Consider the following 24,049-nt stretch of genomic DNA (forward strand, 5'->3'; position numbering starts at 1 on the left):
CTCAGGGAACCAGTTGCAGCAGTTGCTCCACGTAGTGAACGGCTTCGCGGGCATCTGCCGTCGCCGGCCTGACCAACAGCGTGGTCACCCCTGCCTCGGCGAAGACGCTCAGCCGTTCGGCGATGAAGCCGCGCGGGCCGATCAACGAAACTCCGCGCACCAGTTCGTCAGGCAACGCGTCGATCGCCTCACGTTTGCGGCCGGCCAGATACAGCTCCTGGATCCGGTCGGCGACTTCGCCGAAACCGTAGCGGGTGGCCAGGTCATGGTAGAAGTTGCGGCCCCGGGCGCCCATCCCGCCGATGTAGAGGGCCAGTTGCGGTTTGATCCAGGCGAACCGGTCCTCGACGTCGTCGCCGATCGCCAGCGCCGTGCCCACCATGACGTCCAGCCGACCAAGCGCGGGATCGCGTTTGGCGGTACCGGCCGCCAGCGCCGCACCCCACACCAGGTGGGCTTTGTCCGGATAGTAGAACGCCGGCTGCCAACCCTCGGCGATCTCGGCGGTAAGTTCGACGTTCTTGGGGCCCAGCGCCGCAATCGATATCGGAATATGTTCGCGCACTGGATGATTGATCAGCTTGAGCGCCTTGCCCAGGCCGGTGCCGCGATCGGCGGGCAGGGGAATCTGATAATGCTTGCCGGCATAGTGAAGCGGCTCCCGGCGCCATACCTGCCGGCAGATCTCCACCGCTTCACGGGTCCGGCCCAACGGCGCGTCGAACTCGATGCCGTGGAATCCCTCGATCACCTGCGGTCCGGAGGTTCCGATCCCGAGGTTGAAGCGGCCTCCGGAAACGTAGTCCAGTCCGGCGGCCGTCATCGCCAGCAGCGAGGGCGTCCGGACATAGAGGGGCAGCACACCGGAGGCCAGTTCGACGGTGCTCGTCCTGGCAGCCAGAAAGCCGAGCTGGCTGATCGCGTCGAAGGCGTACGCCTCGGCGACCACCGCCACGGCTACGCCGACCTTCTCGAGTTCGACGACGCGGTCGACGGCCTCGTGGAAGCCCCCCGAATAGTCCAGCGCGATCCCGATCCGCATCAACGACACTTACCACGGCCGGTCACGGGCCGGGCGTCAGCCTGTCGACGTACCCGTCCAGTACTCGGCGAACCGCTGGCCGTCGGCGTCGAGTCGCAGGATGTCGTTACCGGTGAACCGGACCGGGCCGTCGGGGCCGCCGCCGGTTCCGGCCCAGCGGCCCGCGACCAGGTCGCCGTCGAGCAGCGGGCCGATTTCAATGGCAAAAGCCAGATCACTCAACATGCTTCGCGTCTGCTCGATGATTTGCGTGAGTTCGGCGGGTCCGTGCACGTCGCGGTCGGGCCAATGACCTACGAAGTCGTCGGTGACAATCTCCGCGGCGACGGGGTGGCCGGCCCACAGCTCGCTGATCCATCGCCGGTAAAGATTTTGTACGTCTGCCATAGACGGTTACTACCCGCTTGCGTGTGCTGGGACACCCGCTTGCCGGTCATTTCAGCAGCGCGACGATTTTCTCTTCGGCAGTCACCGGCGGCGCTTCGGGATCCAACGGGTCGGTTCTGGGCAACGTCACATCCGGGTCGGCGAAGTCGCGGTAGGTCTTGTCACCGCCGAGCGTGGCGAGCAGATAGCCGGTCAACAGCGCGCGAACCGCCCGTTGGGTCTTACGGTCCGAACCGGCCAGTCCCACGGCCTTCGGTAGCCGTCGACCTTCCACCAGGCCACCGGCTTCGGCCTTGCTGACGACACGCAGGGTGGCCCTGTCCCAGACACGGTCCAACGCCAGGGCATTGGAGTTCAGCGTCTTGGAAGCATCGGGCGCGGTCAGGATGAGACCCGGTACGTCGAGGTTCGCGGCCGGCAATTCCGCCGGGGGAGAGGTCACGGTCGGGAAGATCGCGGCCACCGCGGCGAGCGGCCTGCCGGCAGAGCCGGCCATGCCGGCCGCGGCAAACACCGCGGCCGAACCGCCGAACCCGTGGCCGGCCAGGCCGAGCTTGGCGGGGTGCACGCTGATCTCGCCGGGGCCCAGCCGCACGCCGGAGACGATGTCCAGGGCGACACCGAGATCGAACGCCAGGTTCATCACCGACGGGACGAGGCCCCGCTGGGTGTCCGGCGCCGCGGCCACGATGCCCCAGGACGCCAGATGCTCCAGCAGGCCGGAATATTGGGCGGAGCCGGTCAGCCAGTCATGTCCGAACGCGATGCCGGGCAGATTGAACCCCGCTTCGGGGGTGTACACCACGCCGGGCAGGCCGGCAAAGGCCAGGTCACCGCGCAGAACGCGATGTGGACCACGACGGTCGAGGGCGGCGACGAGCTTGCGGATGCGGGCCACCCGTCGACGTTAGCGGTGCGTCGGTGGATGGGTAAAGGCGGTCCACGTCGCGCCGTCCCAGTAGCGCTGTCGGGGTTGGCCGGAGGGATCGGGGTACCAGCCCGGCGGTACGGACGCTGTTGGCGGCTGCGGGTGAACCGCGTATTGCTGCGGGGCCCGCGAGTATTGCTGCTGGGCCAGCGCCTGGGGATCCTGGGACAGCGAGCGGATTCGCTTGATGGCACCCATATTGGAGAACAGCGCGATCCAGTTGAAGATCACCAGTGACGCCAGACTCCACCAGCCCAGCAGCAGGCAGTGCGTCTGTGCGTCTTTGTACGCCTGTTCGCACTGCTGCAGGTTCCCAGTGTGCCGAACGGTTTGCTGCTGCCAGAAAATCAGCGCGCCGGTGTGCTTGAGCAGCCTGATCTCAAACAGCGGCTCCGAGTTCGGGTGTCCCTGCGTGCCTGGCTGCTGATAGGGAGCGGGCGGCTGGTAGGGCTGTGACAAAGCAGACCTTTCGTGCTGGCCGAGAGATTAACGATATCGCCGGTCCCGGTGGTAGTTCCACACCTGCATTACCCTGGTCAGAATGTGCGGAATCGTCGGCTACGTCGGGCAGCGTCCTGCCTGCGATGTCGTGATGAACGCCCTGCGCCGGATGGAGTACCGCGGCTACGACTCCTCGGGCATCGCGCTGGTGGACGGCGGCGGCAACCTCATGGTGCGTCGCCGCGCAGGTCAGCTCGCCAATCTGGAGTCGGCGCTGGCCGAAATGACTCCGGCCGAACTGTCCGGCGGCACCGGCCTGGGCCACACCCGCTGGGCCACCCACGGCCGCCCCACCGACCGCAATGCGCACCCGCATCGCGACGCGGCGGGCAAGATCGCCGTCGTCCACAACGGCATCATCGAAAACTTCGCCTCGCTGCGCCAGGAGCTGGAGGCTGTCGGTGTGGAGTTCGCCAGCGACACCGACACCGAGGTCACGGTGCACATGGTCGCGCGGGCCTACCACCACGGCGAGACGGCCGGCGATTTCACCGCATCGGTGCTGGCGGTCCTGCGCCGGCTGGAAGGCCATTTCACGCTGGTCTTCGCCAATGCCGACGAGCCCGGCACCATCGTCGCCGCCCGCCGTTCGACGCCGCTGGTCGTCGGAATTGGCGAAGGCGAGATGTTCGTCGGCTCCGATGTGGCCGCCTTCATCGAACACACTCGGCAGGCGGTCGAACTCGGCCAGGACCAGGCGGTGGTGATCACCGCCGACGGCTACCGGATCACCGACTTCCACGGCAACGACGACCTGCAAGCGGGGCGGGACTTCAGGGAATTTCATATCGACTGGGACCTGGCCGCCGCCGAAAAAGGCGGCTACGAGTACTTCATGCTCAAGGAGATCGCCGAGCAGCCCGCCGCGGTGTCCGAGACGCTGCTCGGCCATTTCGTGGACAACCGGATCGTGCTGGACGAGCAGCGGCTGTCCGACCAGGAACTGCGCGAGGTCGACAAGGTGTTCGTCGTCGCCTGCGGCACCGCCTACCATTCGGGCCTGCTGGCCAAGTACGCGATCGAGCATTGGACGAGGCTGCCGGTCGAGGTCGAGCTCGCCAGTGAATTTCGGTACCGGGACCCCGTGCTGGACCGCAGCACGCTGGTCGTGGCCATCTCCCAATCCGGTGAGACCGCCGACACGCTGGAAGCGGTCCGGCACGCCAAGGAGCAGAAGGCCAAGGTCCTGGCGATCTGCAACACCAACGGCTCGCAGATTCCGCGCGAGTGCGACGCGGTGCTCTACACCCGCGCTGGCCCGGAGATTGGGGTGGCCTCCACCAAGACCTTCCTGGCGCAGATCACCGCCAACTATCTGGTGGGTCTGGCGCTGGCCCAGGCCCGCGGCACCAAGTACCCCGACGAGGTGGAACGCGAATACCGCGAACTGGAGGCGATGCCGGACCTGGTTGCCCGGGTGATCGCGGCAACGGATCCGGTGTCCGAGCTGGCCTACCGGTTCGCCCAGTCCTCGACGGTGTTGTTCCTGGGTCGCCACGTCGGCTATCCGGTCGCACTCGAAGGCGCGCTGAAGCTCAAGGAACTGGCCTACATGCACGCCGAGGGCTTCGCGGCCGGCGAACTCAAGCATGGCCCGATCGCGCTGATCGAGGACGACCTGCCGGTGATCGTCGTCATGCCCTCGCCGAAAGGTTCGGCGACGCTGCACGCGAAGCTGCTGTCCAACATCCGCGAGATCCAGACCCGCGGGGCGGTGACCATCGTGATCGCCGAGGAGGGCGACGAGACGGTCCGCCCCTATGCCGACCACCTGATCGAAATACCCTCGGTATCAACACTTTTACAGCCGCTGCTGTCGACCATCCCGCTGCAGGTGTTCGCCGCGTCGGTGGCTCGGGCGCGTGGCTACGACGTCGACAAGCCGCGTAATCTAGCCAAGTCAGTGACGGTCGAATAGACGGAGACGCCATGCGGTGGGGGATCGTCAGTCTCGGGGTTTTCGCCGTGGCATATGCCAGCCTGGTGGCGCTGTATGCGCTGACCGGGATGGGCCCCCCGCACCCCGTCACCGACGGCCGGGCGGCAGCCGACGGGACGACGGTGACATTCGACATCGACGGTCTGCAGCCCTACCGCAGCGCGCTGGTCGGCAACCTCACCGTCACACCGGGACCCGAGTTGCTGGATCCGCAGACCGGCAACCTCACCGAAGACCTCAGTGTCGCGGTCACCTCCGCGACCACTCCGACCAAACGCTTCTGGCCCAAAGGCACGCAGCCAGGCGTATTCCCGGTGTCGCTGGGCGTCAGCGGCGACGTGTCGGACTGGCCATTCGACAGCTACCGCTCAGGGCCGATATCGGTGGATCTATTCCGCGGTCCAGGGCAGGTGCCGGGTCGCGCCTCGGTGACCTTCGTCGATCGCCTGCCCGGGTGGAAGGTCGACGTGCAGGGCGGCTCGCCGGGTGATGTCAAGGCTCCGTACCGCGCGGAGGTGCAGCGGTCGCCAAGCACCGTGACGCTTGCCATCGCGCTGCTTGCCGTCCTGGTCTCCATTGCCGGCTTCGCGCTCTTCGTCGCGGTGCAGACGGTGCGCGACCGGCGAAAGTTCCAGCCGCCCATGACCACCTGGTTCGCCGCCATGCTCTTCGCGGTCATACCGCTGCGCAATGCGCTTCCCGACGCGCCGCCGTTCGGAGCGTGGGTCGACGTCACCGTGGTGTTGTGGGTGATCCTTGCGTTGGTGATCTCGATGGGCCTGTACGTGTCCTGCTGGTGGCGCCACCTGGCGCCGGACAAACCGGCCCAACCGGCCAAGCTGGAGCAGCCGGCGGCCGCCGTTTCCGGCCCATGAGGCTCGCGATCACCGGCGTGCTGCTTTTCGTCGCGGCTTACATCGGATCGATCGTGTTGTACGTCGACAGCGGCATGGGCCATCCGCGTCGAATCGCCGACGGTGCCGCCCCGGCCGACGGAACCAAGGTGACGTTCGATATCGAGGACATCCAGTCCGACAACAGCGTGCTGCGGGCCAACATCACCGTGCTGCCCGGTCCGGCGCTGCTGGACCCACTGACGCACACGCTGAAAGACGACCTGAGCGTCGTGGCCACCTCCGTGGTGTCGACCAGCAGACGGACCTGGTCGAAGGGAACGCTGCCCGACATCGTCCCCGTTACGGTCACCCTCACCGGCGACGTCGCCGACTGGCCCTTCGACACCTACCAATCCGGGCCCCTTGCCATGCAGCTCTTCTCCGGCGCCGACCAGCTGCCGGTGCCCGCCACTGCGACGTTGGTCGACCGACTGCTCGGTTGGAAGATTGAGGTCAATCGGCTGGGCGCGGGCAACGAACGTGCGCCGTACCGGCTTGATCTGTACCGGTCACCCAGTACCGCGGCCTTCGCTCTGGTCATCCTCGGTGTGCTTGTCGCGCTCGCCGCTCTGGCGCTGTTCGTCGCGGTGCAGACGTTTCGGGACCGCAGAAAATTTCAGCCGCCGATGACCACCTGGTACGCGGCGATGCTCTTCGCGGTGATGCCGTTACGGGGTGCGCTCCCCGACCCGCCACCCTTCGGAGCGTGGATCGACGTCACGGTGGTGTTGTGGGTCATCGTGGTGTTGGTCATTTCGCTGACGCTCTACGTTGCGTGCTGGTGGCGGCACCTGAAACCTGAGAAGTGAGCCCGCCCGCCGGCCTTGCGGCTTGTCGCATGCGGTTGTAGGGAGTAAGTGGACGCATTGATTGCGAAAGCCAGGAGTGGCACGTGAAGCTCGGGATCGCAGGTGTCGTGCTGTTCGTCGTGGCCTGGCCGCACCTGGCGCCGGAGAACCCGGAGAGGCCGGAGAGACCGGAAGCGCCCGCGAAATCCGCTGAGCCAAAGGCAAGTAGCTGATCACAAGCCGCCCGCGCGGTACGCTGCGACACCGGGCGTGAAAGGGTTACACGGTGGCGAGAGTATCGATATCGGTACGAGCTCGGGCGTTGGTGCGCATTGTGTGGCACTACGTCATCAGTGCGCCGCTCACCTACGGCTGGCTGCTCGCACTGGCCGCCACGACGATCGTGCAGAATCTGCTCACCGGGCATCAACTGCATTCGATTCTGCTGCACCGCTATACGAACCTGCACGCGCTGGCAACCGATCCGCTGGGGGTGCTGTTCTCCAGTCTGCTGTGGATCGACGGCCGCAGCCTGGAGCCCTACCTGCTGCTGTTCACCCTCTTCCTGGCGCCGGCTGAGCATTGGCTCGGCCAATTACGTTGGCTCGCAGTGGGATTGACGTCACATATCATCGCCACCTATTTCAGCGAGGGGCTGTTGTACATGGCGATCCAGATGCACGACGCCTCAGCAAGGTCGGTGCGCGCCCACGACATCGGGGTCAGCTACTTCCTGGTCGGCATCATGGGAGTCCTTACCTACCGCATCGCCCGGCCCTGGCGCTGGGGTTATCTGGGCGTGCTGCTGCTCATTTTCGGCTTTCCGGTGCTGTTGATGGACCGCATCGAGCTGAGCTTCACCGCCATCGGCCATTTCGCGGCGCTGCTGATCGGCCTGGCGTTCTTCCCGATGGCACGCGAGCGCAAGACCGGGTCCTGGAATCCGGCCGAGCGATTCAAAGCCGTCTTCGGCCGGCGCAAGACACGGAAGGCGCCAGGCTGACGATGCGGCATTACTACTCTGCGGACACGATTCGCGACGCGGAAGCGCCGCTGCTGGCCAGCCTGCCCGATGGCGCCCTGATGAAACGCGCGGCCTTCGGGCTGGCCACCGCTATCCTGCGCGAGCTGACCGCCCGCACCGGCGGAGTCACCGGCCGCCGGGTCTGTGCGGTCGTGGGATCCGGTGACAACGGTGGCGACGCCCTGTGGGCGGCCACCTTTGCCCGCCGGCGCGGCGCGGCCGCCGACGCGCTGCTACTCAACCCCGACAAAACCCACCGCAAGGGGCTGGCCGCGTTCCGCAGCGCCGGTGGCCGTGTCGTCGAAAAGATCGATCCAGTAACGGATCTCGTCATCGACGGGGTGGTCGGCATCTCCGGTTCCGGCCCGCTGCGGCCGGCCGCGGCCGAAGTCTTCCAACAAGCCCGCGACATCCCAGTGGTCGCCGTCGACATTCCCAGCGGAATCGACGTCGCTACCGGCGCCATCACCGGACCCGCCGTGCGCGCCGCGCTCACCGTCACCTTCGGTGGCCTCAAACCCGTGCACGCGCTTGCCGATTGCGGCCGCGTCGAACTCGTCGACATCGGACTCGACCTGCCCGACTCCGATCTGCGCAGTTTCCAGGCCGCCGATGTCCTGGCGCGTTGGCCCGTACCCGGTGCCCGCGACGACAAGTACACCCAAGGCGTTACCGGGGTGCTGGCCGGGTCCTCGACCTACCCGGGCGCCGCGGTGCTGTGTACCGGCGCGGCGGTGGCCACCCACTCGGGCATGGTCCGCTACGCAGGCAGCGCCCAACACGAAGTGCTCGCCCAGTGGCCGGAAGTGATCGCCTCACCGACCCCGGCGGCGGCCGGACGGGTGCAGGCATGGGTGGTCGGGCCGGGACTGGGCACCGACGAGGACGGCGCCGCCGCCCTGTGGTTCGCCCTGGAGACCGACCTGCCGGTGCTGGTGGACGCCGACGGGTTGACCATGCTGGCCGCCCACCCGGATCTGGTGGCCGACCGCAACGCTCCGACCGTGCTGACACCGCACGCGGGTGAATTCGCCAGGCTCGCCGGATCCCCGCCTGGCTCACCAGTCGGACAAGACCGGGTGGGCGCCACGCGCCGGCTGGCTGACGCTTTGGGAGCGACCGTGCTGCTCAAGGGCAACGTGACCGTCATCGCCGAACCCGGGGGACCCGTCTACCTGAACCCCGCCGGGCAGTCCTGGGCGGCCACCGCCGGGTCCGGCGACGTGCTGTCCGGGATGATCGGCGCGCTGCTGGCCTCCGGTTTACCGCCGGGCGAGGCCGCCGCGGCCGCGTCATTCGTCCACGCCCGGGCGGCGGCGCTGTCGGCCGCCCACCCGGGACCCGGAGAGGCGCCGACCTCGTCGTCGCGGATCATGCACCACATCCGGGCAGCCGTGGCCGCTCTTTAGCAACGTAATCGGCAACGAAAGGATCGTCGTGTCCAAGAGCCACCCGTCCAAGGCCACCCACTCGATCACTCCGGCCTACACCGGCCGACTGTTCACCAAGCCGGTGCCGGCGTTGCGGTTGCCCGATGAGTCGATGGATCCCGAGGCCGCCTACCGCTTCATCCACGACGAGTTGATGCTCGACGGCAGTTCGCGGCTGAATCTGGCCACCTTCGTCACCACCTGGATGGACCCCGAGGCCGGGAAATTGATGGCCGAGACGTTCGACAAGAACATGATCGACAAGGACGAGTACCCCGCCACCGCGGCCATCGAGCAGCGTTGCGTGTGCATGGTGGCCGACCTGTTCCACGCCGAGGGGCTACGCGACGACGACCCCAGCAGCGCCATCGGGGTGTCCACCATCGGCTCCAGCGAGGCGGTGATGCTGGGCGGTCTGGCGATGAAGTGGCTCTGGCGAGCCAAGACGAAGGACTGGAAGAGCCGCACCCCCAACCTCGTGATGGGCTCCAACGTGCAGGTGGTGTGGGAGAAGTTCTGCCGCTACTTCGACGTCGAGCCCCGCTACCTGCCGATGGAGGAGGGCCGCTACGTCATCACGCCCGAACAGGTGCTCGACGCCGTGGACGAAAACACCATCGGCGTAGTGGCGATTCTGGGCACCACCTACACCGGGGAACTCGAACCGGTCGCCGAGATCTGCAAGGCACTCGACAAGCTGGCCGCCGATGGCGGTGTGGACGTCCCCGTGCACGTCGATGCCGCCAGCGGGGGCTTCGTGGTGCCGTTCCTGCACCCCGACCTGGTGTGGGACTTCCGGTTGCCGCGGGTGGTGTCCATAAACGTCAGCGGCCACAAGTACGGCCTGACCTATCCCGGCATCGGTTTCGTGGTGTGGCGCAGCCCCGAATACCTGCCCGAAGACCTGGTCTTCCGGGTCAATTACCTGGGCGGTGACATGCCGACCTTCACGCTCAACTTCTCCCGGCCGGGCAACCAGGTGGTCGGCCAGTACTACAACTTCCTACGCTTGGGCCGCGAGGGGTATACGCAGGTCATGCAGTCGTTGTCGTCAACCGCGCGCTGGCTGGGTGAGCAGCTGCGCACCGGCGAGTACATGGAAATCATCTCCGACGGTTCGGCGATCCCGGTGGTCAGCTTCAGGTTGGCCAAGGACCGCGGCTACACCGAGTTCGACGTCTCGCACGAACTGCGCGGTTACGGTTGGCAGGTGCCGGCCTACACCATGCCGGACAACGCCACCGACGTCTCGGTGCTGCGCATCGTGGTCCGCGAAGGCCTCTCCGGCGACCTCGCCCGCGCGTTGCACGACGACGCCATCAAGGCCCTGACGTCGTTGGATAAGCTCAAGCCGGCCGGACACTACGAGGCCGAGCACTTCGCGCACTGACCGGTCGGCCGAAATGGGCGGTGCCGCAGGACCCGGGCGGAAGCCGTCGCACAAATTAATTGCTAATGCGTCAATTGATTTGAGAAATGTCGCTACTCTTGCGCCGACGGTGTGACATGCTCGGCCTTTGTCATGGCTATGCAACTCGCACGGGCCGGGTGGGAGCGCAATGATGTCTTACCTTGTGGTGTCTCCGGAGATGTTGGCGTCCGCCGCCGCAGATTTAGCACGGGTTGGCGTCTCACTGAAAGAAGTGACCGCTGCTGCTGCGGCTCCGACGACCACCGTGCTGGCTGCCGCGGGCGATGAGATATCAACGGCCGTCGCGTCGTTATTCTCCGGCTACGCCGCCGAGTATCAGGCCATCAGTGTGCACATCGAGGCATTTCATGTCCAGTTTGGAGCTGCTCTGGCCCGGGCCGGAAGCTCGTATATGGTCGCCGAGGCGGCCAGCACCTCACCGCTGCAGACCCTCGCGGACAGCGTGCTGGCCGTGGTCAATGCCCCCACTAACGCGTTGCTGGGACGTCCGCTGATCGGCGACGGCGCCAGTGGCGCATCGGGGACCGGAGCCGCCGGCGGGGCGGGTGGCATCTTGTGGGGCAGCGGCGGGTCCGGTGGCTCGGGCGCGCCGGGCAGACCGGCGGCGCTGGCGGCGCGGCCGGCTTGATCGGGGCCGGCGGTGCCGGCGGTGCCGGCGGGGTCGGCGGCGGGGCGGGCGGTGCCGGTGGGGCCGGCGGCTGGTTGTGGGGCAACGGTGGCGCCGGTGGTGCCGGTGGGCTCGGCGGGGCCAGCGTGAACGGCGGAGCTGGCGGGATGGGCGGCAGCGCATGGTTGTTCGGTGACGGTGGGCGCGGCGGCGCCGGGGGCGCTGGTGCGTCCGGCGCGACGGGCTCCGTGGGTGCTGCAGGCACCTCGCTGTCGGTCAATGGGGAGGCTGGCGGTACCGGGGGGGTGGGCGGACATGCCGGCAATGGCGGGGTTGGCGGTAACGCCGGGCTGGCGTACGGCAAGGGTGGGGCTGGAGGCCAGGGCGGGGTCGGCGGGGCCGGCGGCGTCGGCGGGACCGGGGGTGCCGGCTGGGACTCCACGATCCCGGCGGAACCGGCGGTGACGGCGGCAATAGCGGCGCCGGCGGTACGGGAGGTGCCGGAGGGACGGGCGGGGCCGGGGGGAAGGGTTCGGCGTTGTTCGGCAGCGCCGGTGCGCACGGCGACGGCGGGGCCGGCGGGGCCGGGGGAAACGCGGGGGCGCCGGGTGACGGCGGCGCCGGCGGGCCTGGCCTGGATGCGCTGTCGCCCGGCGGTAAGGGCGGCAAGGGTGGCGACCGGTCGGCGTGGGTGTCGGCGGCGTCGGCGGGGCGGCCGGTGGGCCCGGCGCCAGCGCTGGCGCGAGCGGCGCGGCCGGCGTCATCGTCGCAGCTAATGGCGGTAATGGCGGCACCGGCGGGGTGGGATTCAGTGGACCCGGGGACGGTGGTGCCGGCGGGACTGGCGGCACCGGCGGTGCCTACGGTAACGGCGGCACCGGCGGGGCAGGCGGCAATTCCTCAGCGGGCGGCAATGGGGGCGGCGGCGGGGCCGGCGGAGCCGCCGGAGCGTCAGCCGGCAGTGGCGGCAACGGCGGCGACGGCGGCGACGGCGCCGGCTTGGGCACTGGTGGCGCCGGCGGCCAGGGCGCCAGCGTGACCCGAACCGGGACGGTAGCGGCCATCGCCGGCGAGGGCGGCAACGGGGGTGATGGCAGGTTCGGCGGATTTGGCGGGACCGGCGGTGCGGCGTCTAGCTCCGGAACCGGCGACGTCATCGGCGGCCACGGCGGTGCGGGCGGCGCCGGGACCATCCAAACCGGCGGGAGCGGTGGGGCCGGTGGCTCCGCGACGATCACGAACAGCGCGTCCACGGCGACCGCCACTTCCGGCAACGGTGGCAAAGGTGGTTCCGGCGGCGGCGGCGGGTTCGGTGGTAATGCCGGATTCGTGTCCAATTCGGGAACCGGCAACGCGATCGGCGGCGACGGCGGGGCAGGAGGTACCGGCCTCACTGCCAGCGGTGGCTCCGGCGGGTTCGGTGGTTCGGTGAATACCGTCAATAGCACGGCTATGGGAACCGGCACAGCCGGTAGCGGCGGAAACGGCGGCAACGGTGCCACCAACGGAGGATCCGGCGGGGGTGGCGGTACGGCGACCACCGCCGGAACCGGCAGCGTCGTCGGCGGCGCCGGCGGACATGGTGGCGAAGGCGGCGCGGGCTCGGGTGGCAACGGCGGCACCGGTGGTGCGGCGAACATCAACAACAGCACCTCGACCGCAAGCGGCACCGCCGGCAGTGGCGGAAAAGGTGGCTCAGGGGCCAGCGGCGGGCTCGGCGGGGCAGGAGGCTCGGCGACCGGCGCTGGCAGCGGCTACGTCGCCGGCGGCGACGGCGGCGCCGGCGGCACGGGGGCCGCAGCGGGAGGGGCTGGCGGGAACGGCGGTTCAGCGTCCGCGTCGGGGCTCGGTAGCGCGACCGGGGGAGATGCCGGCGATGGTGGCGCCGGCGCCACCTCCAACGGCGGATCCGGCGGATCAGGCGGTGGCGCGAATGTCGCTAACGTCGCCTCCACGGGGACCGCCGCCGCCGGACACGGCGGGAAAGGTGGCGACGGCGCCGGTGGCGGGTCCGGCGGGTTCGGGGGCGCAGCGTCCCACGCCGGACTCGGCAGCGTCACCGGGGGCCGTGGTGGCATAGGTGGCACCGGAACGACGTCCGGCGGCGGATCGGGCGGTAATGGCGGTTTCGCCAACATCTCCAACGGCGCCTCGACGGGTACTGCCTCCGCCGGCAGCGGCGGCAACGGCGGCAACGGCGCCACTAACGGAGGCAACGGCGGGAATGGAGCTGGGGCGACCACGTTTGGGCTCGGCAAAGTTTCCGCCGGCGCTGCCGGTGACGGTGGCGCAGGGACTAGCGGCCTCGGCGGATCCGGCGGCGGCGGCGGTGGTGCGAGTGTCAACAACCTCGCTAATGGTCATGACGTCATCGCAACGGCCGGGGGCAAGGGCGGCAATGGCGCCGGCGGTGGTTCGGGCGGCAACGGCGGCACCGCGTTCAGTCAAGGTGGCGGCACCGTCACCGGTGGTGATGGCGGCCTCGGTGGCAACGGCGCCACCCTCGGCGGCGGCTCCGGCGGCAACGGTGGTGCGGCGTTCAGTCAAGGTGGCGGCACCGTCACCGGGGGTAAGGGCGCCGACGGTGGCAGCGGGGTCAGTTTGGGCGGCGGGTCCGGCGGATTCGGCGGCGATGCGCGAATCAATAGCAGCGCCTCCACCGCGACGGCTACCGCCGGTGGCGGAGGGACCGGTGGCGCCGGCGCCAGCGGCGGGTTCGGCGGGCGGGGCGGCGCGGCGTCCACCACCGGACTCGGCGGCGTCACCGCCGGCACCGGTGGCAGTGGGGGCAACGGGACCAGCTCCGGTGGCGGCGCCGGCGGCGGCGGCGGTTCCGCGGATATCACCAACAGCATCTCCACTGCGACCGGTACCGCCGGCGCCGGCGGAAAAGGTGGTGACGGCACCAGCGGCGGGTTCGGCGGCAGCGGCGGCGCGGTGACCACCTCCGGACTTGGCAATGTCGCCAGTGGCAAGGGCGGCGACGGCGGCGCCGGGACCATTTCCAAGGGCGGGTCCGGCGGCTCCGGCGGGTCGGTATTCATCACCAACACCGCAGCTACCGGAGACGGCATCGTAGGCAGCGGCGGAAAGGGCGGCACCGGCGCCGATGGCGGGTCCGGCGGGTTCGGCGGTTCGGTCGTCACATCCGGAAACGGCAATGTCACCAGTGGTGCCGGCGGCGACGGTGGAGCCGGCGCATTCACCGGCGGGTCCGGAGGAATTGGCGGCGCCGCGTTCAGTTCCGGGGGCGGCAACGTCACGGCCGGCGATGGCGGCAATGGCGGCAGCGGGACTGGGGCGGGCGGAGGCAATGGAGGGTCTGGCGGGTCGGCGAGCATATCGAGCGGCGCTTCGAAGGGAACTGCCATCGCCGGCCGCGGCGGCACGGGGGGTGACGGAGCCAGCGGCGGGTTCGGCGGTAACGGCGGTTTAGCGGACAACGCAGGAAGCGGCGACGCGACCGGCGGAGACGGCGGTGCCGGTGGCGCCGGGGCAACCACCGGCGGGTTTGGCGGGTCCGGGGGCAGCGCGAGCACAACGGTTACCGGACTCGGCAATGTCACCGGCGGCGCCGGCGGCGCCGGTGGCACCGGAACGACGTCGACCGGCGGCGCTGGCGGATTCGGCGGTGATGCCGTGATCAACAACAGCGCCTCGCTGGGCAACGCGAACGCCGGCAGTGGTGGGCGAGGAGGTGACGGCGTCAGCGGCGGCGATGGCCGGCAGGGCGGTTCGGCGCTCACCCTCGGATTGGGCGATGTCACCGGAGGCGTCGGCGGCGATGGCGGCACCGGAACCACCTCGGCCGGTGGAGCCGGTGGGCGCGGCGGGTTTGCGAATATCTCCCCCAGCGCCTCGACAGGCACCGCCACGGCTGCCAGTGGAGGAAACGGTGGCAACGGCGCCAGCGGCGGGGTCGGCGGAGAGGGCGGATCCGCGTTCACTGGCGGACTGGGCAGCGTCACGGCCGGCGCTGGCGGCAGTGGTGGCATCGGAACGACCTCCGACGGCGGGGGCGGCGGCCGCGGTGGTGAAGTCACTCTCAGTAACGCCGGCAATGCGAATGACGCCATCGCCGGGGCGGGTGGGGCCGGCGGCAACGGCGCCGTCACCGGCGGCAATGGCGGGGCCGGTGGCAACGCAGCCAATATCGGCGTCGGCGCCGCGACCGGCGGCGAGGGCGGGAATGCAGGGTCAGGCATTACCGGCGGGGTCGGCGGCCAAGGCGGCACCGCAGTCGCCGACCTGGTCGAGGTCACCTCCATCGCCACTGGCGGCCAGGGCGGCAAGGGTGGTGACAGCTCTGGCGCGGGCGTCAATGGTGGCGCCGGCGGTGCGGGTGGTACCGCCTATGCGCGCCTTTTTCCGGACAATGCCAGGGTCGCGCTTGGGGGGATCGGTGGGGCGCCCGGACCCGGAGGCGTCGCCGGCGCTGACGGTGCGCCCGGCGGCATCTTTGGAATTCCATAAGCCACAGATTTGTTTGGGATAGGACGACTGACTACGCCTCCTGCGGGCTCGGTGCGGTCGAGGACGTGTTCGACGCGGGCGTGGATGCACCGCTGAGCGCGGTTGTGCTGGTCCACCGATGATTCGGCCGGTGTTGTCGCGGCGGGGCCCGGTGATCGGCTGCCAAGCTGATTGGTGCTGTACGACCCCATTGCGGGTCAACTCTCAATTTGATCAGGTCCAAAGATGCGGCATTTCACTCAAATCACTGATCGGAAGCGATCCGCGGGGCAATACTCGACAGACTCGTACGTGACGATCTTTGCAACCTGTCGGGAGGTTAGCGATGTCGCATTTGGTGGCTGCAACCGATTCGTTGGCTGCCACCGCCGGCGATGTGGCGGGTATCGGCAATTCGCTGACCGCCGCACATGCCGCGGCGGTGGGCCCTACCACAGCGGTTCTGGCCGCGGCCGAGGATGAAATATCAGCGGCGGTCGCTGCCCTGTTCTCCGGTCACGGTCGGCAGTTCCAACTGCTTGCGGCGCAGGCGGAAACCTTTCACTCCGAGTTCGCCCAGGCCCTGGCCGGCGCGGGCGGCGCGTACGCGGCCGCCGAGGCGGCCGCCGCCAACCCGCTGCAGGCCCTCATCGACGGCATCTTGGGGGTCGTCAACGCGCCCACCAATCTGCTGCTGGGCCGACCAGTGATCGGTGACGGCACCAACGGCGCTCCGGGGAGCGGGCAAAACGGCGGCGCGGGCGGACTGTTGTGGGGCAACGGCGGCGCCGGCGGATCGGGCGCGCCGGGGTTGTCCGGCGGCGCCGGTGGGGCCGCTGGTCTGCTCGGCACCGGGGGTGTTGGCGGGACCGGCGGGATCGGCGGCGGCACCGGGGGCAGCGGCGGTAGTGGCGGCTGGTTATGGGGCAACGGCGGTGCCGGTGGCGCCGGTGGGGCCGCCGGCGCCACTACTGCCGCCGGTACCGGCGGGCTGGGCGGCAGCGCGCTGCTGTTCGGCAGTGGCGGTGCCGGCGGAGTGGGCGGCGCCGGTGCTGCCGGCGGTGCGGGCGGCGTCGGCACGCCGGGTACCTCGACCGCCGCTGGTGGAACCGGGGGCATCGGCAGTCAGGGTGGCACCGGCGGCATGGGTGGCGCGGGCGGCAACGGGGGCCTGCTGTTCGGCAACGGTGGCGCCGGCGGTCACGGTGGTGTGGGCGGCACCGGTGGCGCCGGCGGGGCCGGCGGCGCCGGCTGGGACGCCAGCTCTCCGTCGGCGCCGCTGGGCGCGAACGGCGGCGACGCGGGCAATGGCGGCAACGGAAACCAAGGCGGTCAAGGCGGTCAAGGAGGCATCGGGGGCCGCGGTTCGGTGTTGCTGGGCCAGGCGGGCGCCCCCGGCAACGGCGGCGCGGGTGGCGCCGGCGGCGCCGCCGGAATGGGTGGTGACGGCGGCACCGGCGGGTCCGGTCTGGGTCCGGCGACGGCGGGTGGCACGGGCGGTCATGGCGGTGACCCGGGCATCGCGGGCAAGGGCGGACCCGGCGGTTCACCTGGAGGATTGGGCGCTGCCGCCGGCCTGACCGGCGGGGACGGCAACGCCGTCGTCACCGGCGGCAATGGCGGCAAAGGTGGTGCCGGCTACACGGAGACCATCACCGGCAGTGGGGGCAGCGGCGGGCAGGGTGGCGCCGGCGGTCAGTACGGGAATGGAGGCGCCGGCGGTACTGGCGGCAATGCAGCCGGAAACGGCTTCGGTGGTAGGGGCGGCAACGGCGGTAGCGCCGGTTCACAGGACGGCATGGGCGGCGCCGGTGGTCACGGCGGAAACGGTGCCGGTGCCGGCGGCGGCGGTGACGGCGGCAGCGGCGCCAGCGTGTCCCGGACGGGCACCACCGCTGCGATCGCCGGCAGCGGTGGTGCCGGCGGCGCCGGAGCCAGGGGTGGCATGGGCGGCGCCGGTGGTGCGGCATCGACTACGGGAACCGGTACCGTCACGCCGGGTAGTGGCGGGGCGGGCGGCGTCGGCATCACCGCTCACGGAGGGACCGGAGGTCCCGGCGGCGACGCGCGTATCGACAACAGCGGTTCGGTGGTCAGCGCCGTCGGCGGGGCGGGCGGCGCCGGGGGAGCCGGATTCGATAACTCCGGCAGCTCGTTTTTCGGACCTGGTGAGGGCGGCCCCGGAGGCAATGCATACATCGACAGCAGTGGCTCGAAGGCGCAGGCCATTGGTGGCACCGGCGGGGTGGGCGGAGCCAGCAGCGCTGGCACCGGCGGCCGTGGCGGCACCGGTGGGGCTGCATACAATTCTGGTTCTGGAAATGCCGTCGGCGGCACCCCCGGCCTCGGCGGCCTCGGACCCACGCCCGGCAATGGCGGCGACGGCGGTCAGGCAGTTTCCTCAGGAACCGGAAATGCCGTCGCGGCCGCCGGGGCGAACGGCATCGACAATCCCGCGGGCACGGGAGGCGCCGGTGGCCGCGGCGGCACGGGCTATATCTCCAACCCCTCCTCGACAGCGACGGCGACGTCCGGCGCCGGCGGGGACGGCGGTAATGGTCAAAACGGCGGCGCCGGCGGTGGAGGTGGCACTGCGATTAACTTCGGAACCGGCAACGTCGTGCCCGGTGCCGGTGGTGCCGGTGGCACCGGCAGCACCGGCACCGGCGGGAACGGCGGGCAAGGTGGCACCGCGGACATCAACAACGCCAGCTCGCCGATCACCAACCTGGTAGGCAGCACGGGCGGCGCAGGTGGCACCGGCTTCAGCAACGGCGGAAGCGGCGGCAGCGGCGGCGAGGCCATCATCAGCAATGCCGCGGCCACAGCCACAGCCACGGGCGGTGCCGGGGGCGCCGGCGGCAACGCCACCGATGCCCTGAACGGCACCGGCGGGACCGGCGGGATGGGGGGTGTAGGAGGCAACTCCGGAGCCGGAAATGCCTACGGTGGCGTGCCGGGCACGGGCGGTCTCGGCGTCAACGGCGGATCCGGGGGCTCAGGCGGTAACGCGGCCATTTTCGGAACGGGATCCGGAAACGCCATCGCGCACGACGGAGCGCCCGGTGTCAGCGGTTCCGGTGGCAACGGCGGCTCGGGCGGCGGCGGTGGCTTTGCGGACGTCTTCGGTCCCACCTCCGGAGGCAGCGCCATCGCCGGCAACGGTGGGACTGGCGCCGACAGTGCCCAGGCCGCCGGGAAAGGTGGGGCCGGCGGGAACGTGCGCACCTTCGGAACTGGAACGGTGACCGCCGGTACTGGCGGCAACGGCGGCGCCAGCAGCGGCGGCGCCGGCGGCGCCGGTGGCAATGGCGGCAATGCCGATATCTACAGCGACACCAACGTGCACGAGGCGCGCGGCGGTAATGGCGGGGCTGCGGGTGCGGGTGTGAACAACTTCGGGATCGCCGGTGGTAGTGGCGGCTCGGGAATCATTCGCAACAGCCTGTCCACAGCCAACGCCTACGGCGGCAACGGCGGTGCCGGCGTGTCCACCACCGGTCCCTACGCCGCAAGTGGCGGGTCCGGCGGGACTGCATTCAACTACGGGACCGGCGCCGCGACCGGCGGCAACGGCGCCGACGGTGGTTCGGCCGCCGTCCAGGGCGGTAACGGCGGCAACGGCGGCAACGCCTTTGCGGTTGTCTACCCAGCCAACGCCTTTGCCGGCTCACCCGGCTCCGGCGGTGCAGGCGGGGTCCTTCTGGGAACGGACGGCCTGGCCGGCAGCACCGGCCCACTCTGACGTTCTGGGACAATGGTCGGCGTGTCCGTCACGCCGATGTCCCTGACCCCGGGCGTCCTTGCTGAGGCCGTCATCGACCTGGGTGCCATTGCGCACAACATCCGGGTGCTGCGGGAACATGCCGGAAAAGCAGAGGTCATGGCGGTGGTGAAGGCCGACGGATACGGCCACGGCGCGACCCGGGTCGCCTTCACCGCACTGGCCGCCGGGGCCACCGAACTCGGTGTGGCCACCGTCGACGAGGCGCTTGCGCTGCGGGCCGATGGCATCGTCGACCCGATCCTGGCCTGGCTGCACCCGCCCGGCTTTGACTTCGCCCCCGCGCTGCGGGGCGACGTGCAGATTGCCGTCTCCTCGGTGCGCCAACTGGAGGAGCTGCTGGATGCGGTGCACCGCACCGGCACCCAGGCCGCCGTCACCGTCAAGGTGGACACCGGCCTGAACCGCAACGGCGTGGCCGCGGCGGATTTCCCCGCCATGGTGACAGCGCTGAAACAAGCCGTCGCGGACGACGCCGTCGCTTTGCGGGGGTTGATGTCGCACCTGGTCTTCGCCGACGCCCCGGAGCAGCCCATCAACGACATCCAGGCAAAGCGGTTCCGCGAGATGCTGGCCTATGCCGCCGACCAAGGGGTGCGGTTCGAGGTGGCCCACCTGTCGAACTCCTCGGCCACCATGGTCCGTCCCGACCTGACGTTCGACCTGGTGCGCCCGGGCATCGCGGTCTACGGGCTCAGCCCCGTGCCTAGACTGGGCGACATGGGTCTGATTCCGGCGATGACCGTCAAATCCCCTGTCGCACTGGTCAAGTCGATCAAGGGCGGGGAGGGTGTGTCCTATGCGCACACTTGGACCGCGCCCCACGACACCAATCTGGCGCTGATACCCGTCGGCTACGCCGACGGCGTCGTGCGGTCATTGGGCGGGCGGCTGGATGTGCTGATCAACGGACGGCGGCGGCCCGGAGTGGGGCGGGTCTGTATGGACCAGTTCGTGGTCGACCTGGGACCCGGCCGGCCCGACGTGGCCGCGGGCGACGAGGCGATCCTGTTCGGGCCGGGCACCCGGGGCGAGCCCACCGCGCAGGAGTGGGCCGACCTGATCGGGACCATCCACTACGAAGTGGTGAGCGGCATCCGGGGACGGATCACCAGAACCTACCGCGAGGTTGACGCCGTTGAGTGCTGACGACAACCACCGCATCCCGAAGGGCAGGGCCTGGCTTGCGGGCAGCGCCGGGCTGACCGCGGTGGCCACCCTGGTCGGCGCGTCGGCGCGCAAGACGTTCATCGAACGCACCTCATCCGACGAAGACCCCTGGGAAGGTGAGGATTTCGAGCGGCTGGACAGCGATCGCGCCCAGGTGGTGACGACTTCTGACGGTGTGCCGCTGGCGGTGCGTGAGGCCGGGCCGCCCGACGCCCCGCTGACCGTCGTGTTCGCGCACGGCTTCTGTCTGCGCATGGGCGCCTTCCACTTCCAGCGGATGCGACTCGGCGAGGTGCTGGATGCGCAGGTGCGCATGGTGTTCTACGACCAGCGTGGCCACGGTCAGTCCGGGGAGGGCGAGCCGGAGTCCTACACGCTCACCCAACTCGGCCAGGACCTGGAAACGGTGCTGCAGGCGACCGCGCCGCGCGGGCCGATCGTCCTGGTGGGCCACTCGATGGGCGGCATGACGGTCCTGTCGCATGCCGGACAGTTCCCGGAGCAGTACGGGCGCCGCATCGTCGGGGCGGCGCTGATCTCGTCGGCCGCCGAAGGTGTGACCCGCTCACCGCTGGGGTCGTTCCTGAAGAATCCGGCGCTGGACGCGGTCCGGTTCACCGCCAAATCCGCACCGAAGCTGATGCACCGCGGGCGCAACGTCTCCCGCTCCCTGATCGGCCCCATCCTGCGCGCCGCTTCCTACAGCGATCTGCAGGTCAGCCGCAGCCTGGACGCGTTCTCGCAGCGGATGATGAACGGCACCCCGATCGCCACCCTGGTCGGCTTCCTGCGCGCCCTGGAAAACCACGACGAAACCGCCGGATTGTGGACGCTGCTCAAGATCCCCACCCTGATCGCCTGCGGAGACCATGACCTGCTCACGCCGGACGAGTACTCCCGGTTGATGTCTGCCTCGCTGCCGCAGTCGGAGTTGGTGATCGTCCCCGGGGCCAGCCACCTGGCGTTGCTGGACAAGCCGGAAACGATCAACGACGGGCTGATCCGGCTGATCGAGCGGTCGCAGCCGGGCAAGCTGAAGTGGCGCTACCGCCGATTCGGCGAGCGGCTGCGGCGTGGGCGGTTGCGGCGCCGTGGCTGACGGTGGGAAGGCCACACTCGAGCGCGTCGAAGACACCGTCGCGCTCGGGTCGAAGCTGGGCGAACGGCTGCGCGCCGGCGATGTGGTGGTGCTGTCCGGGCCCCTCGGTGCCGGAAAGACGGTGTTGGCCAAGGGGATTGCGGCGGCGATGAACGTCGAAGGCCCGGTGACGTCGCCGACGTTCGTGCTGGCGCGGGTGCATCCGGCGCGCCAGGCGGGCAGCCCGTCCATGATCCACGTCGACGTCTACCGACTGCTCGACCAGCACGGCGCGGACCTGCTCGGCGAACTCGACTCGCTGGACCTTGACACCGATCTGGAAGACGCCGTGGTGGTGGTGGAGTGGGGTGAAGGGTTGGTCGAACGCCTCGCCGAGCGGCACCTCGACGTCCGCCTCGAGCGCCTCGCCCATTCCGACGTGCGGATCGCCACCTGGGAGTGGGTGGGCTCGTGATCGTGTTGGCTCTCGACACCTCCACTCCGGCCGTGACGGCGGGCATCGTGCGCGTCGATGACATCACCACGCTGGCGCAGCACGTCACCGTCGACGCCCGCGCCCACGCCGAACGCCTGACACCTAATGTCGTTGCCGCACTTGCCGATGCAGGTCTGACGATGGCCGACCTGGACGCCGTGGTGGTGGGCTGCGGACCCGGGCCGTTCACCGGGCTGCGGGCCGGCATGGCGACTGGGGCCGCCTATGGGCACGCATTGGGGATCCCCGTGCACGGCGTGTGCAGCCTGGACGCCATCGGCGTGCTTACCAGCGGTGAGACGTTGGTGGTGACCGACGCCCGCCGCCGGGAGGTGTACTGGGCGCGCTACCGCGACGGTGTCCGCACCGAAGGGCCCGCGGTGAACGCCCCGGCTGACGTGGATCCGGGCGCCGCGCGGGGGATCGCCGGATCGCCGGATCATGCGGCGCTGTTCGACCTGCCCTACCACGAACCCAGGTATCCGACCCCGGCAGGCCTGGCCCGCGCGGTGAGCGAGTGGTCCGCCGATCCGGCGCCGCTGGTGGCGCTGTACCTGCGCCGCCCTGACGCCAAGCCGCTGGCGGCGCACACATGACCCCCACGGATCCGGTGACTCTGGGCCCGCTGACCTACGCGGATGCCGACCGCTGCGCCGAGTTGGAAGCACAGCTCTTCGATGGCGACGACCCGTGGCCGGCGGTCGCCTTCGAACGGGAACTGCACAGCAAGACCAACCACTACGTGGGGGCCCGTAGCGGTGGCACGCTCGTCGGGTATGCCGGCATTTCGCGCCTCGGCCGGGTCGCGCCCTTCGAATACGAGGTGCACACGATCGGGGTCGACCCCGCCTACCAGGGCCAGGGCATCGGCCGTCGGCTGCTCGACGAGTTGCTGGATTTCGCCGATGGTGCAGTGGTGTTCCTGGAAGTCCGCACCGACAACGAGGCCGCCATCGGCCTGTACGAGAGCGTGGGATTCGAACAGATCGGCCTGCGGAAGCGGTATTACCGCGTCAGTGGGGCCGACGCGTACACGATGCGGAGGGTCGCCCAGTGACAACCATATTGGCCATCGAAACCTCTTGCGACGAAACGGGTGTGGGGATCGCGCGGCTCGACCCCGAAGGCACCGTGACCCTGCTGGCCGACGAGGTCGCGTCCAGCGTCGACGAGCATGTGCGGTTCGGCGGGGTGGTGCCCGAAATCGCCTCCCGGGCGCATCTGGAGGCGCTCGGCCCGGCGATGCGCCGCGCGCTGTCGGCGGCCGGCCTCGACCGCCCCGACATCGTCGCGGCCACCATCGGACCGGGGCTGGCGGGTGCGCTGTTAGTGGGAGTTGCCGCGGCCAAAGCGTATTCGGCCGCCTGGGGGGTGCCGTTCTATGCGGTGAACCATCTGGGCGGGCATCTGGCCGCCGACGTCTATGAGCACGGCCCGCTGCCTGACTCGGTCGCCCTGCTGGTCTCCGGCGGGCACACCCACCTGCTACATGTCCGCTCGCTCGGTGAGCCGATCGCTGAATTGGGCAGCACCGTCGACGACGCCGCCGGTGAGGCCTACGACAAGGTGGCGCGGCTGCTGGGCCTGGGTTACCCGGGCGGGCGGGTACTCGACGAGCTGGCGCGCACCGGTGATGCGGACGCGGTCGTATTTCCCCGCGGCATGACCGGGCCGCGCGATGATCCGTACGCGTTCAGCTTCTCGGGCCTGAAGACCGCGGTGGCCCGCTATGTCGAGAGCAACCCCGACTTCGTCGCTGCGGACGTGGCGGCCGGATTTCAGGAAGCCGTGGCCGACGTGCTGACCCGAAAGGCGGTGCGTGCGGCAATAGAGCTGGGGGTGTCGACCCTGCTGATCGCCGGCGGGGTGGCCGCCAACTCACGGCTGCGCGAACTGGCCGCCGAGCGTTGCCGCGACGCGGGGCTGGAGCTGCGTATCCCCCGGCCGCGACTGTGCACCGACAACGGCGCGATGATCGCCTCCTTCGCGGCGCATCTGGTGGCCGCCGGCGCGGCTCCGTCACCGTTGGACGCGCCGAGTGATCCCGGATTGCCCGTGGTGCGCGGGCAGGTGGTCGGTTGATGTTCGCTCAGCG

General features: G+C 69.9%; 18 protein-coding genes and 1 pseudogene. 15 read left to right on the forward strand and 4 right to left on the reverse strand.

Annotation, left to right across the window (positions count from 1 at the left end; all coding sequences use genetic code 11):
* Window position 1: 1 nt before the first annotated feature.
* The 4 genes from JX552_RS06045 to JX552_RS06060 are packed head-to-tail and all read right to left on the reverse strand — an operon-like array spanning window position 2 to window position 2,816.
* Entirely contained in the window at window positions 2-1,042 is a 1,041-nt protein-coding gene (locus tag JX552_RS06045; protein ID WP_205876525.1) for an LLM class F420-dependent oxidoreductase, read from the reverse strand.
* A 36-nt stretch (window positions 1,043-1,078) separates the two neighbouring features.
* Window positions 1,079-1,429: a nuclear transport factor 2 family protein gene (locus JX552_RS06050; protein ID WP_205876526.1), complete on the reverse strand. Its 351-nt coding sequence runs from the start codon at window positions 1,427-1,429 to the stop codon at window positions 1,079-1,081.
* 46 nt (window positions 1,430-1,475) lie between these two features.
* The gene (locus tag JX552_RS06055; RefSeq protein ID WP_205876527.1) at window positions 1,476-2,327 is read right to left on the reverse strand and encodes a dienelactone hydrolase family protein; all 852 of its coding nucleotides are present in this window, start codon (window positions 2,325-2,327) and stop codon (window positions 1,476-1,478) included.
* A gap of 9 nt (window positions 2,328-2,336) precedes the next feature.
* Complete coding sequence (locus JX552_RS06060) at window positions 2,337-2,816, reverse strand: DUF2510 domain-containing protein (RefSeq protein ID WP_205876528.1); 480 nt, start codon at window positions 2,814-2,816, stop codon at window positions 2,337-2,339.
* A gap of 82 nt (window positions 2,817-2,898) precedes the next feature.
* On the opposite strand from JX552_RS06060, the gene glmS reads away from it, so the two are divergent.
* From glmS to tsaD, 15 genes and pseudogenes are all read left to right on the forward strand, one after another.
* On the forward strand, window positions 2,899-4,776 hold the full coding sequence (gene glmS, locus JX552_RS06065) for a glutamine--fructose-6-phosphate transaminase (isomerizing) (protein WP_205876529.1): 1,878 nt from the start codon (window positions 2,899-2,901) through the stop codon (window positions 4,774-4,776).
* An 11-nt stretch (window positions 4,777-4,787) separates the two neighbouring features.
* On the forward strand, window positions 4,788-5,672 hold the full coding sequence (locus JX552_RS06070; protein ID WP_205876530.1) for a DUF4436 domain-containing protein: 885 nt from the start codon (window positions 4,788-4,790) through the stop codon (window positions 5,670-5,672).
* Window positions 5,669-6,502, forward strand: a complete 834-nt coding sequence (locus JX552_RS06075; RefSeq protein ID WP_205876531.1) for a DUF4436 domain-containing protein — start codon at window positions 5,669-5,671, stop codon at window positions 6,500-6,502. The genes JX552_RS06070 and JX552_RS06075 overlap by 4 nt, the downstream gene beginning before the upstream one ends.
* Window positions 6,503-6,767: 265 nt before the next feature.
* The gene (locus tag JX552_RS06080) at window positions 6,768-7,484 is read left to right on the forward strand and encodes a rhomboid-like protein (RefSeq protein WP_431195923.1); all 717 of its coding nucleotides are present in this window, start codon (window positions 6,768-6,770) and stop codon (window positions 7,482-7,484) included.
* 2 nt (window positions 7,485-7,486) lie between these two features.
* Window positions 7,487-8,914, forward strand: a complete 1,428-nt coding sequence (locus tag JX552_RS06085; RefSeq protein ID WP_205876532.1) for an NAD(P)H-hydrate dehydratase — start codon at window positions 7,487-7,489, stop codon at window positions 8,912-8,914.
* Window positions 8,915-8,942: 28 nt separating this feature from the next.
* A complete protein-coding gene (gene gad / locus JX552_RS06090; protein ID WP_205876533.1) occupies window positions 8,943-10,325 on the forward strand; it encodes a glutamate decarboxylase in 1,383 nt (460 codons plus the stop codon).
* A 172-nt stretch (window positions 10,326-10,497) separates the two neighbouring features.
* A pseudogene (locus JX552_RS33955) lies at window positions 10,498-11,599 on the forward strand (PE family protein); the annotation flags it as partial.
* A 62-nt stretch (window positions 11,600-11,661) separates the two neighbouring features.
* Entirely contained in the window at window positions 11,662-15,447 is a 3,786-nt protein-coding gene (locus JX552_RS33175; RefSeq protein WP_431195924.1) for a PE family protein, read from the forward strand.
* A gap of 325 nt (window positions 15,448-15,772) precedes the next feature.
* Complete coding sequence (locus JX552_RS33180) at window positions 15,773-19,171, forward strand: PE family protein (RefSeq protein ID WP_205876534.1); 3,399 nt, start codon at window positions 15,773-15,775, stop codon at window positions 19,169-19,171.
* Between the two features lie 21 nt (window positions 19,172-19,192).
* Window positions 19,193-20,359 (forward strand): alanine racemase, encoded by a 1,167-nt coding sequence (gene alr / locus JX552_RS06105; RefSeq protein ID WP_205876535.1) that lies wholly within the window; start codon window positions 19,193-19,195, stop codon window positions 20,357-20,359.
* A 52-nt stretch (window positions 20,360-20,411) separates the two neighbouring features.
* Window positions 20,412-21,479 carry an alpha/beta fold hydrolase gene (locus JX552_RS06110; protein ID WP_205878270.1) on the forward strand — a complete coding sequence of 356 codons (1,068 nt, stop codon included), beginning with the start codon at window positions 20,412-20,414 and terminating at the stop codon, window positions 21,477-21,479.
* Entirely contained in the window at window positions 21,454-21,933 is a 480-nt protein-coding gene (tsaE, locus tag JX552_RS06115) for a tRNA (adenosine(37)-N6)-threonylcarbamoyltransferase complex ATPase subunit type 1 TsaE (RefSeq protein ID WP_205876537.1), read from the forward strand. The genes JX552_RS06110 and tsaE overlap by 26 nt, the downstream gene beginning before the upstream one ends.
* Window positions 21,912-22,550 (forward strand): tRNA (adenosine(37)-N6)-threonylcarbamoyltransferase complex dimerization subunit type 1 TsaB, encoded by a 639-nt coding sequence (gene tsaB / locus JX552_RS06120; RefSeq protein WP_241011092.1) that lies wholly within the window; start codon window positions 21,912-21,914, stop codon window positions 22,548-22,550. The genes tsaE and tsaB overlap by 22 nt, the downstream gene beginning before the upstream one ends.
* The gene (gene rimI, locus JX552_RS06125) at window positions 22,547-23,011 is read left to right on the forward strand and encodes a ribosomal protein S18-alanine N-acetyltransferase (protein WP_205876539.1); all 465 of its coding nucleotides are present in this window, start codon (window positions 22,547-22,549) and stop codon (window positions 23,009-23,011) included. The genes tsaB and rimI overlap by 4 nt, the downstream gene beginning before the upstream one ends.
* A complete protein-coding gene (tsaD, locus tag JX552_RS06130; protein ID WP_205876541.1) occupies window positions 23,008-24,036 on the forward strand; it encodes a tRNA (adenosine(37)-N6)-threonylcarbamoyltransferase complex transferase subunit TsaD in 1,029 nt (342 codons plus the stop codon). Before rimI ends, tsaD begins: the two co-directional genes overlap by 4 nt.
* The last annotated feature ends 13 nt before the right edge of the window (window positions 24,037-24,049 follow it).

Origin of the sequence: Mycobacterium gordonae, assembly GCF_017086405.1 — a bacterium.
GTDB classification, from domain to species: Bacteria; Actinomycetota; Actinomycetes; order Mycobacteriales; family Mycobacteriaceae; genus Mycobacterium; species Mycobacterium gordonae_D.